Annotated in this window: 8 protein-coding genes; 3 read left to right on the forward strand and 5 right to left on the reverse strand. The window is 43.0% G+C overall.

What is annotated here, in order from left to right:
- The 3 genes from CLV94_RS09610 to CLV94_RS09620 all read left to right on the forward strand — a co-directional run.
- Positions 1-5,152: gliding motility-associated C-terminal domain-containing protein (locus tag CLV94_RS09610; protein ID WP_147406611.1), on the forward strand; the 5,152-nt coding region annotated here is incomplete at its 5' end.
- A gap of 49 nt (positions 5,153-5,201) precedes the next feature.
- Positions 5,202-6,113 carry a PorP/SprF family type IX secretion system membrane protein gene (locus CLV94_RS09615; protein ID WP_121376283.1) on the forward strand — a complete coding sequence of 304 codons (912 nt, stop codon included), beginning with the start codon at positions 5,202-5,204 and terminating at the stop codon, positions 6,111-6,113.
- Positions 6,114-6,125: 12 nt separating this feature from the next.
- Positions 6,126-8,069 (forward strand): OmpA family protein, encoded by a 1,944-nt coding sequence (locus tag CLV94_RS09620; protein ID WP_121376284.1) that lies wholly within the window; start codon positions 6,126-6,128, stop codon positions 8,067-8,069.
- A 367-nt stretch (positions 8,070-8,436) separates the two neighbouring features.
- Here CLV94_RS09620 and CLV94_RS09625 read toward each other — a convergent pair whose 3' ends face one another.
- The 5 genes from CLV94_RS09625 to CLV94_RS09645 all read right to left on the reverse strand — a co-directional run bounded on the left by CLV94_RS09625 (position 8,437) and on the right by CLV94_RS09645 (position 12,257).
- Positions 8,437-8,928 (reverse strand): CAP domain-containing protein, encoded by a 492-nt coding sequence (locus CLV94_RS09625; RefSeq protein ID WP_317125113.1) that lies wholly within the window; start codon positions 8,926-8,928, stop codon positions 8,437-8,439.
- Between the two features lie 194 nt (positions 8,929-9,122).
- On the reverse strand, positions 9,123-9,764 hold the full coding sequence (gene pdxH / locus CLV94_RS09630) for a pyridoxamine 5'-phosphate oxidase (RefSeq protein WP_121376286.1): 642 nt from the start codon (positions 9,762-9,764) through the stop codon (positions 9,123-9,125).
- 183 nt (positions 9,765-9,947) lie between these two features.
- The gene (locus tag CLV94_RS09635) at positions 9,948-10,853 is read right to left on the reverse strand and encodes a ribonuclease Z (RefSeq protein ID WP_121376611.1); all 906 of its coding nucleotides are present in this window, start codon (positions 10,851-10,853) and stop codon (positions 9,948-9,950) included.
- Positions 10,854-10,921: 68 nt separating this feature from the next.
- Positions 10,922-11,254 carry a ribonuclease Z gene (locus CLV94_RS09640; RefSeq protein ID WP_121376287.1) on the reverse strand — a complete coding sequence of 111 codons (333 nt, stop codon included), beginning with the start codon at positions 11,252-11,254 and terminating at the stop codon, positions 10,922-10,924.
- A gap of 73 nt (positions 11,255-11,327) precedes the next feature.
- Positions 11,328-12,257, reverse strand: coding sequence for an aspartate carbamoyltransferase catalytic subunit (locus CLV94_RS09645; protein ID WP_121376288.1), 930 nt, complete (start codon positions 12,255-12,257; stop codon positions 11,328-11,330).
- Positions 12,258-12,259: the final 2 nt, after the last annotated feature.

Consider the following 12,259-nt stretch of genomic DNA (forward strand, 5'->3'; position numbering starts at 1 on the left):
CCTTTGCGGCAATACTGCCGTACATACCCAGACAGTGACCGTGGCTGATACGCAGGCTCCTGTATTTGCAGGAACATTGCCTGCTGCCAGCATAAATGCTGCCTGCGGAAACATCCCGGCTGCGGCTACGCTTACTGCAACCGATGCCTGCGGAAGCGCGACTGTGACATTTGCCGAGACAAGGACAGACGGTGCCTGCGCCGGAAGCTATACGCTTACAAGAAAATGGACGGCTACCGACCTATGCGGGAACACTGCCGTACACACACAAACAGTGACCGTGACAGATACGCAGGCTCCGACATTCAATGGAACCCTTCCTTCAAACATAACGGCTTCATGTAATAATATCCCGGCTGCGGCTACGTTAACTGCAACCGATGCCTGCGGAACTGCAACGGTGACATTCGCCGAGACAAGAACCGATGGTGCCTGCGCCGGAAGCTATACCCTTACAAGAAAATGGACGGCTACCGATCTTTGCGGCAATACTGCCGTACATACCCAGACAGTGACCGTGACTGATACCCAGGCTCCTGTATTCGCAGGAACATTGCCATCAAACATTACGGCAGCTTGCGGAAACATCCCGGCTGCGGCTACGCTTACTGCAACCGATGCCTGCGGAAGCGCGACTGTGACATTTGCGGAGACAAGGACAGACGGTGCCTGTGCCGGAAGCTACACGCTTACAAGAAAATGGACGGCTACCGACCTATGCGGGAACACTGCCGTACACACACAAACAGTGACCGTGACAGATACGCAGGCTCCGACATTCAATGGAACCCTTCCTTCAAACATAACGGCTTCATGTAATAATATCCCGGCTGCGGCTACGTTAACTGCAACCGATGCCTGCGGAACTGCAACGGTGACATTCGCTGAGACTAGGACCGATGGTGCCTGCGCCGGAAGCTACACCCTTACAAGAAAATGGACGGCTACCGACCTTTGCGGAAATACTGCGGTACATACCCAGACAGTGACCGTGACTGATACGCAGGCTCCGACATTCAATGGAACCCTTCCTTCAAACATAACGGCTTCATGTAATAATATCCCGGCTGCGGCTACGTTAACTGCAACTGATGCTTGCGGAAGTGCGACTGTAACTTTTGCTGAAACTAGAACCGATGGTGCCTGCGCCGGAAGCTATATCCTGACAAGAAAATGGACCGCTGCCGATCTTTGCGGCAATACTGCAGAGCATACTCAGACAGTGACCGTGACCGATACCCAGGCTCCTGTATTTGTAGGGACACCTCCTGCTGATGTTGCTGTATCTTGCAGTAACATACCTGCAGCGGCTACGCTTACTGCAACCGATGCCTGCGGAACTGCGACTGTAACATTCGCCGAGACAAGGACCGATGGTGCCTGCGCTGGAAGCTATACCCTTACTAGAAAATGGACGGCTGCCGACCTTTGCGGAAATACTGCGGAGCATACTCAGACAGTGACCGTGACCGATACCCAGGCTCCTGTATTTACAGGAACATTGCCTGCGGCTGAAGTGGCTGCGTCTTGCGACAATATCCCGGCTGCGGCTGTATTGACTGCAACCGATGCTTGCGGAAGTGCGACTGTAACTTTTGCTGAAACTAGAACCGATGGTGCCTGCGCCGGAAGCTATATCTTGACAAGAAAATGGACGGCTACCGACCTTTGCGGAAATACTGCGGAGCATACACAAACAGTGACCGTGACTGATACCCAGGCTCCTGTATTTGCAGGAACATTGCCTGCGGCTGAAGTGGCTGCGTCTTGCGACAATATCCCGGCTGCGGCTACGTTAACTGCAACTGATGCTTGCGGGACTGCAACGGTGACATTCGCTGAGACCAGGACTGACGGTGCCTGCGCCGGAAGCTATACCCTTACTAGAAAATGGACGGCTGCCGACCTTTGCGGAAATACTGCGGAGCATACTCAGACAGTGACCGTGACCGATACCCTGGCTCCTGTATTTACAGGAACATTGCCTGCGGCTGAAGTGGCTGCGTCTTGCGACAATATCCCGGCTGCAGCTACGTTAACTGCAACTGATGCTTGCGGAAGTGCGACTGTAACTTTTGCCGAGACAAGAACCGATGGTGCATGCGCCGGAAGCTATACGCTTACAAGAAAATGGACGGCTGCCGACCTTTGCGGAAATACTGCGGAGCATACGCAAACAGTCACCGTGACCGATACCCAGGCTCCTGTATTTGCAGGAACATTGCCTGCGGCTGAAGTGGCTGCGTCTTGCGACAATATCCCGGCTGCGGCTGTATTGACTGCGACTGATGCCTGCGGAAGCGCGACTGTGACTTTTGCCGAGACAAGGACCGATGGTGCCTGCGCTGGAAGCTATACCCTTACTAGAAAATGGACGGCTGCCGACCTTTGCGGAAATACAGCCGAGCATACTCAGACAGTAACCGTAACCGATACCCAGGCTCCTGTATTTGCAGGAACACTGCCTGCGGCTGAAGTGGCTGCGTCTTGCGACAATATCCCGGCTCCGGCTGTATTGACTGCAACTGATGCTTGCGGAAGTGCGACTGTAACTTTTGCTGAAACTAGAACTGATGGTGCTTGCGCCGGAAGCTACACGCTTACAAGAAAATGGACGACTGCCGACCTTTGCGGCAATACTGCAGAGCATACTCAGACAGTGACCGTGACCGATACCCAGGCTCCTGTATTTGTAGGGACACCTCCTGCTGATGTTGCTGTATCTTGCAGTAACATACCTGCAGCGGCTACGCTTACTGCAACCGATGCCTGCGGAACTGCGACTGTAACATTCGCCGAGACAAGGACCGATGGTGCCTGCGCTGGAAGCTATACCCTTACAAGAAAATGGACGGCTGCCGACCTTTGCGGAAATACTGCGGAGCATACTCAGACAGTGACCGTGACCGATACCCAGGCTCCTGTATTTGCAGGAACATTGCCTGCGGCTGAAGTGGCTGCGTCTTGCGACAATATCCCGGCTGCGGCTGTATTGACTGCGACTGATGCTTGCGGAAGTGCGACTGTAACATTCGCCGAGACAAGGACCGATGGTGCCTGCGCTGGAAGCTATACCTTGACAAGAAAATGGACGGCTGCCGACCTTTGCGGAAATACAGCCGAGCATACTCAGACAGTAACCGTAACCGATACCCAGGCTCCTGTATTTGCAGGAACACTGCCTGCGGCTGAAGTGGCTGCGTCTTGCGACAATATCCCGGCTCCGGCTGTATTGACTGCAACCGATGCTTGCGGAAGTGCGACTGTAACTTTTGCTGAAACTAGAACTGATGGTGCTTGCGCCGGAAGCTACACGCTTACAAGAAAATGGACGACTGCCGACCTTTGCGGAAATACTGCGGAGCATACGCAAACAGTGACCGTGACTGATACCCAGGCTCCTGTATTTGCAGGAACATTGCCTGCGGCTGAAGTGGCTGCGTCTTGCGACAATATCCCGGCTCCGGCTGTATTGACTGCAACCGATGCTTGCGGAAGTGCGACTGTAACTTTTGCTGAAACTAGAACCGATGGTGCCTGCGCTGGAAGCTATATCCTGACAAGAAAATGGACCGCTGCCGATCTTTGCGGCAATACTGCAGAGCATACTCAGACAGTGACCGTGACCGATACCCAGGCTCCTGTATTTGTAGGGACACCTCCTGCTGATGTTGCTGTATCTTGCAGTAACATACCTGCAGCGGCTACGCTTACTGCAACCGATGCCTGCGGAACTGCGACTGTAACATTCGCCGAGACAAGGACCGATGGTGCCTGCGCTGGAAGCTATACCCTTACTAGAAAATGGACGGCTGCCGACCTTTGCGGAAATACAGCCGAGCATACTCAGACAGTAACCGTAACCGATACCCAGGCTCCTGTATTTGCAGGAACACTGCCTGCGGCTGAAGTGGCTGCGTCTTGCGACAATATCCCGGCTCCGGCTGTATTGACTGCAACTGATGCTTGCGGAAGTGCGACTGTAACTTTTGCTGAAACTAGAACTGATGGTGCTTGCGCCGGAAGCTACACGCTTACAAGAAAATGGACGACTGCCGACCTTTGCGGAAATACTGTAGAACATATCCAGACAATAACGGTAAGCGATACGCAAGCCCCTACATTTGTTGAGACTGTACCGGCAGACGTTACCGTAGCTTGTGGAGCAATTCCAACAGCAGTAACTCTAACGGCAACTGACAACTGTAGCCTTGCAACAGTTACGATGACAGAAACTACAGCGAATGGAGCTTGTACTGGTGATTCAGTGATAACAAGAACTTGGATTGCTACTGACTTATGTGGAAATACAACTTCAGCAACCCAAACCATCACAGTAGAAGATAATACTGCTCCATCATTAATTACTCCTTTTGAAGGAACGATAAATGTAGTTTGTAGTGCTATTCCAGATGCGCCAGCTTTACAATTCACAGACTCTTGTTCTTCAGTAGAAAATGTTATATTTGATGAACAGATTGAAAATCAGACAGCAACAGGTTATACTATCGTGAGAACTTGGTCTGCATCTGACAGCTGTGGCAATTCTAATACATTTACACAAACTGTAAATGTTACGATAACAAGCCCAACACAAACAATTCCTAGCGAACTGTGTGTCGAGGATCTTTCAATTGATTTGTTCACATTGCTTGATGGTTCAGTAGAAACAACAGGTACATGGGTTGATACTAATAATTCAGGCGGATTGCAAGGAAGTACATTTGATCCTGCGCAAGTTGCACTTGGAGATTACATCTTGAGCTATGTTATCGCTAATGGCGATTGTCCTAGAACTATTCAAGTCAACATGAATGTAAATGACGAATGTATCGTTTTAGCGCCTTGCGAAATCATCGTACACAATGCAATATCACCAAATGGAGATACTCTAAATGAGTTCTTTATGATTGAAGGTCTTGATTGTTACCCAAATAATACGGTAGAAATCTATAATCGTTGGGGTGTTTTAGTATTCGATGCCCAAGGATATGATAATACAAATAAAGTATTCAGAGGAATATCAGAAGGTCGAGCAACAGTTAAAAAATCAGAAGAATTGCCTGATGGAACATACTACTACGTACTTAAATACGTAGATGCTGATGGAAAATCTAGAGAAAAAGCAAGCTATCTATATATTAATAGATAAAGTCTAACTTCCAGGGATGTAAGTCCCTGGAACTAAACAAACAAAATAAATGAAAACAAAATTTTTATTTTTCGCTTTAATGTTGGCAGGTTTTGCAGGTTTTGCGCAACAAGATGCACAATACACGCAGTATATGTACAACACTATTAATATAAATCCGGCTTATGCTGGTTCAAGAGGCGTCATGAGCATTTTTGGCCTTCACAGAACCCAATGGGTTGGATTAGACGGTGCTCCTGTGACCAATGCAGTTTCTTTAAATACTCCTATTAATAATAGTAAATTAGGTGTTGGACTTTCTTTTGTCAATGACAGGATCGGTCCAACTGACGAAAATACAATTTCGGCAGACATCTCTTATACTGTAAAGACATCGGAAACGTATAATCTTTCATTTGGTATCAAAGGAACAGCAAACCTATTCAGCTTAGACGTAAACAAATTAAATCCAGCCGATGCAGGAGATCCGCATTTGCAAAATTTCAACAATAATTTTACGCCAAACGTTGGTGCCGGAGTTTATTTTCACTCCGATAAATTGTATGTAGGTCTTTCTGTGCCTAACTTTTTCGAATCGACTCGATATGAAGACAATTCTGTTTCTGTATACAAAGAAAGAATGAATTTCTACTTAATCGGAGGGTATGTATTCGACTTAAGCCCTACTATCAAATTCAAGCCCGCTTTCCTTATGAAAACAATTGAAGGGGCTCCCCTACAGCTTGATGTGTCTGGGAACTTTTTGTTCAACGACAAATTTACGATTGGAGCTGCCTGGAGATGGGATGCCGCGGTAAGCGCAATGGCCGGTTTTCAAGTTACCGATGGAATATTCGTAGGGTACGGATACGATCTAGAAACGACAAAACTGTCCAACTACAACTCGGGCTCACATGAGGTGTTCCTACGATTCGAGCTTTTCAACAAATTCAACAAAGTAACTTCACCTAGGTTCTTCTAATACTGCGTAATTATGAAAATCAAATTTACATATATAGCTTTTTTAAGCATCATCTGTATCAGCGGATATTCTCAAAAAGCGGCTGTAGCATCAGCGGATAAGGAATACGAAAAATACGCTTACGTCGATGCAATAAAAACATACGAGCGTGTTGCAGAAAAAGGATACAAATCGCAAGACATGCTTCAGAAGCTTGGAAATTCTTATTATTTCAATGCTGATCTGGAAAATGCCGCGAAATGGTACGGTGAGCTTTTTGCAATGACACAAGATGTAGACGCCGAATACTATTATCGTTATTCTCAATCTTTGAAAGGTATCGGTGATTATAGCAAAGCAAACGAAATGCTTGAAAAATTCAACCAAAAGTCGGGCATCGATTCTAGAGGAAAATTATACGAGGAAAGAAAAAATTATCTAGAAGAAATCAAGAAGAATTCCGGAAGATACAATGTAGAAAATGCAGGTATAAATTCTGAATATTCTGATTATGGAAGTGCTTTCTTTGGCGACAAAGTTGTCTTTACTTCTGCTAGAGATACCGGAAATTTCTCGAAAAGACAGCATTCTTGGACCAATCAATATTTCACAAACATGTATGTTGCCGATATGAGTCCGGAAGGTGCTTTGTCTGCTCCGCAAAAATTTGCGAAAAGCCTGAACACAAAATTCCATGAAGCAACTCCAGCTTTTACCAAAGATGGAAAGACGATGTACTTTACCCGAAACAATTATAACGACGGAAAAAAAGGAAAAAGTAGCGACAAAGTAACGTTGTTGAAAATCTACAAAGCTACGCTGGAAGGTGAAAAATGGACCAATGTAACCGAATTGCCTTTCAACAATAATAACTACAGCGTGGCCCACCCTGCTTTAAGTCCGGATGGAAAAACATTGTATTTTGCTTCTGACATGCCAGGAACGTTAGGCCAGTCTGATATTTTCAAAGTTAGCATTAATGGTGACGGAAGTTTTGGAACTCCAGAAAATTTAGGGCCTAAAATCAATACGCCTGGAAGAGAATCTTTTCCTTTTGTATCGGATGAAAACGAATTGTATTTTGCTTCTGATGGTCAGCTTGGCCTTGGAGGATTCGACATTTTTGTTTCAAAAATTGAAAAAGACGGAAGTTTTAAAGAAGTAAAAAATATCGGAGAACCAGCAAACAGCAAAAAAGACGACTTCGGATTTGTTATCAATACAAAAACCAGCAATGGCTTCTTCAGTTCTAACAGAGAAGGCGGAAACGGAAACGATGACATTTACAAATTCCTTGAGACTAAAAAATTAGAATTTGCTTGCGAACAGCTTTTATCAGGAATCGTAACAGACATGGAAACGGGAGCTATCCTTCCAAACACAAAAGTGACTTTGTCTGACGAGAAATTCAACAAGCTAAAAGAAACTACATCAGATGCTACAGGGAAATATATTTTCGAAGAAGTACAATGTGGTAAAGCGTATTACGTAAAAGCTGAAAAACCAGAGTATGTTACTAAAGAAGTAAAAGTGACGCTGCCTAAAGAAAGCGGTGAAACCGATCTTCCAATTGCTCTTGAAAAATCAGTTAAGAAAGTCAAAGTGGGTGATGATTTAGCAAAAACATTTGGAATCAAGATTATTTATTTTGACTTAGACAAATGGAACATCCGACCAGATGCAGCTACAGATTTGGCTAAAATTGTTGATGTGATGCGTGAATACCCTACGATGAAAGTAGATGTAAGATCACATACCGACAGCCGACAAACATACAAATACAACGAAAAACTATCCGACAGAAGAGCAAAATCAACAATTGCTTGGATGATACAAGATGGAATACAAGCTTCGCGATTAACAGGAAAAGGTTATGGCGAAACCCAATTAGTAAACAAATGCGCTGATGGAGTTGAATGTTCAGAAGAAGAACATCAGTTAAACAGACGCAGTGAATTTATCATAACTGAATTATAATCCTAAATGCCCATAAAAAGCAAAAGCATCCTTGACTAGAAGGATGCTTTTTTTGTTATTTACCCTACTGTAATATATTTTAAAAATATATCCCCATACAATAGTTTTCACACATTCGGTACTGAAAGATTAATCAAAACAAAAGAACAATCTTTATATGAATCTATTGTATAAACAGCCTAAGCTTCTATAAATAATCCACGAAAATTAAACCCCATCTAATATTAATTATCTAAAAAAAATAATTCCTGTTGAATTATTGCAATCAGTAATAAATGAAAGGTGAACGTAAATAACAATCTTTTTAGGCCGCTTCAAAAAAAAGACTGCATGAAACTGCAGTCCTTTTTACTGAGTCTCGGCTTTTTTATTTTTTTATGAACATATTCGTATAATACTTGCGTCCTGTTTCTGGGCTTGTACGAACAGAGATTCCGAAATGGGTAAAGTCTCCTTCGATGTTCGCTTTATGGCCAGGACTTTGTAGCCATGCGTGTAATGCAGCTTGTGGCGTTTGATAGTTGTAGGCCACGTTTTCATTAACTTTTACCGCTCCAAGTACTTGGATAAGGTTTTGTGATCTTTCTTCAAAAAAAGCATGGTTGACAACGTTATTCTCAATCATGTATTCATTGTGTTCCTCAGACTTGTAAGAGATATGATTGATTGGCTGTAGGATTGGCAAATTAACGGATTGCCGGTGTTCGTTGATAATGCGCATTAAATCTAATTCTGTGGGATTGTAGTCATAATTCTCTACGAGGGTCGAATTAGGGACATTGTTTTCATCAGAAGAGTCCGAAGAACAGGATAACATAGTGAACAACAGAGCCATTGGCACTAATGTTCTGAGCATCATTGCTTTCATAGGTTAAGTAGATTAAGATTTAGATTCAAAAAAGCCTTTGGGAAAACTTTTTCAAATATCAAGCAAGATCATGATGGGGCACAACTCTTACTTAACGATTCAATATTACAAAAACATCGTTGAACTGCAAAATAAAATCGACGAAATGCATGTTATTATATTTTTTAGAAGTAAAAACCTACATTCTAAGAAGAAAGGCGGTCTTTTTTCCAAACCAAATCTTGAAGTTGAAAACGAATGCGGTCGTGCAATCTATTAGGTCTTCCCTGCCAAAATTCAATTTCATGGGGTTTCACAAGATAACCTCCCCAATAGGAAGGTCGCGTAATTTCTTTTCCAGAAAATTCCGTTTCGAGAGTACGGATTTTATTTTCCAGCACTTCCCTATTCAAAATGACTTCGCTTTGATGAGAAGCAACGGCGCCAAGCTGACTGCCAAAAGGTCGGGAATGGAAATATTCGTCAGAAACTTGATCTGATGTTTTTTCTGCTTTGCCTTTAATGATTACCTGTCTTTCAGCATAAGGCCAGAAAAAAGACAAGCAGACATTTGGGTTTTCTGCGATTGATTTCCCTTTTTCCGATTCGTAGTTTGTAAAGAAAATAAAGCCTTCAGACGTAAACTGTTTTAAAAGCACGATTCTTGATTTTGGAAAACCATCTTGGCCAATCGTAGCAATGGTCATAGCATTGACCTCTTCGGTACCGCCAATAGCCTCGGCTTCATGAAACCAAATAGAAAATAATTCAAAAGGGTTATCAGGAATAGCGCCTTCGATAAGCTCGCTTTTTTCGTATGATTTTCTGTAGTTGCTTAAGTCTTTCATGTTTCTTTAATAGAGAGTTTCTGAAACACAAAGTTACAAAGTTTAAAATGTTGGGATATGATATTTGTCAGTTTAGTTTTGAGGTACTAAGGTTCTGAGTCGCTAAGGCACTTAGGCTGGTTTATTTTAGAGAATCAACTAAGTTGTTTCAATAATGAATTTCTTTTCTTAGAACCTTAGTGCCTAAAAAGAAAAACTCTCCCCATCATCTCCCAAAAGCACATTTGGAAAAACGGTCTCCGCTTCTTCTTTGAACTTTAAAATAGATTCGTATCGTGTAGAATAATGGCCTAAGACAAGATTTTTGGCTTTTGCCTTCAGTGCGATTCTTGCGGCTTCTTTTGCGGTAGAATGCATCGTTTTTTCCGCCAGCAAGGCTTCGGTTTCTAAAAAGGTAGATTCGTGATACAGCACATCAACATCTTCGATCAAAGGCAGGATATCTTCATTATAAACCGTATCGGAACAAAAGGCATAGCTTTTCGGTTTTTCGGGATCAAAAGTCAGTTCTGTATTTGGAATGACACGACCGTCTTCTAAAGTAATATCACCGCCATGCTTGATTTTTCTGTAATAGACTTGGTCTATCTCGTAGTGCTGTACAGCGTCAATATTCAGCCTTCTTTCGCTAAATTTTTCTTGGAACAAGTAGCCATTTGTATAAATCCTATGTTTTAAGGGAATGGTCTTAACGACAACCTTATCGTCTTCAAAAACGGTTTCAGATACTGTCGATTCTAATTCGTGAAAATAGAGATTATAGTTGGTCCATGAATTCGACAGTTTTAGCTGCAGCGTGATGATTTCCTTAATTCCCTTCGGACCGTAAATATGCAGGTCGTTTACGCGATTCAGGAGCATGTAGGTAGAAACTAGTCCGACCAATCCATACACGTGATCGCCATGAAGGTGCGAAATAAAAATGTGGTTTATTTTCGAGAATTTGATCTTATTCTTCCGCAACTGGACCTGAGTTCCTTCTCCGCAGTCGATCAAGAACATTCGGTCCCTGATTTCCAATACCTGCGATGTCGGATTGGTAATGGTTCGGGGTGTTGCGGCATAACAGCCTAAAATGGTAAGCTTCATTTTAATTTTTGATTTTGATTTAAAGACACTAATGACTTCCTCAGAAGTCATAAATCTAAAATCATAAATTAGAACCCGAGGTCTCTTTCGATTTCCTCCATTTCAATAATATCATGCGCTTCAAGAAGCGTAGGAACGACAATCATCTCATCAGGAACTTCGTTAAAATCAAAATCGTTAATTACTAAGACAAATGATTTTTTTGCTTTTCTATGTTTGTTAGACAAAGAAAGGAAAGATAATACTTGGTCAAGCGTTACCTCTTTATCGGCCGAAATATCCAAAATAAGGTTTTGATTTTTAAAACTGCCGTATTCGTTCGTCACTTTTTCAAGGAAGGAATTCACACTCCCTTGAGTATCTTTTATTACGGTAGTATGTCCTTTTTGATCTACTTTCATTTTATTTATTTTATGAAATACGAATTTCCTTTGCAGCAATTCAAAGTTACAAAGGTTTTTGTCTTTTTGCTAGCTATTGCTTGATTTTTGAAGCCAATAAGTAAATCACCGCCATTCGTATTGCCACGCCATTTTCGACTTGGTTTAAGATGACAGACTGCTGCGAATCGGCTACATCCGAAGAAATCTCAACGCCTCGGTTTATAGGTCCCGGGTGCATGATTACAATTTCTTTGCTCAACGAATCTAACAAGGCTTTGTCTACTCCATACTGCTGTGCGTATTCTCTTGTAGAAGGAAAGTAATTCACGTCCATTCGTTCGTTCTGCACGCGTAGCATGTTGGCCACGTCGCACCATTCTAAAGCTTTTCTCAGATTTGGCTCGACAGTAACTCCTAAAGATTCAATATATTTTGGAATCAGGGTTTTTGGTCCGCAGACTTTTACTTCGACTCCCTGCATCTGCAAGGCATAAATATTAGACAGCGCTACTCTTGAATGCAAAATATCGCCTACAATAACTACTTTCTTTCCCGCTACTTCGCCTAATTTTTCTCTGATAGTAAAAGAATCCAGCAAACCTTGAGTCGGATGCTCATGCGCTCCATCGCCTGCATTGACGATACTCGCATTTACATTCTGAGAAAGGAAATAAGCCGCTCCTGGATTGGAATGCCTCATTACGACCATATCGACTTTCATCGAAAGGATATTGTTTACGGTATCAATCAAGGTTTCTCCTTTTTTGACCGAAGACTGGGCTGCCGAAAAACTGATGACATCAGCCGAAAGTCGCTTTTGGGCTAATTCGAACGAAAGCTTGGTTCTTGTACTGTTTTCAAAAAATATGTTGGCAATGGTAATATCTCGAAGCGAAGGGACTTTTTTAATCGGACGGTTAATGACTTCCTTAAAATGATCGGCTGTTTCAAAAATAAGGTCAATATCTTGTTTGTTGATATATTTTATTCCTAATAAATGATTTACGCTTAATTCGCTCATTT

It is taken from the genome of Flavobacterium endophyticum (assembly GCF_003634455.1).
Classification (GTDB): Bacteria; Bacteroidota; Bacteroidia; order Flavobacteriales; family Flavobacteriaceae; genus Flavobacterium; species Flavobacterium endophyticum.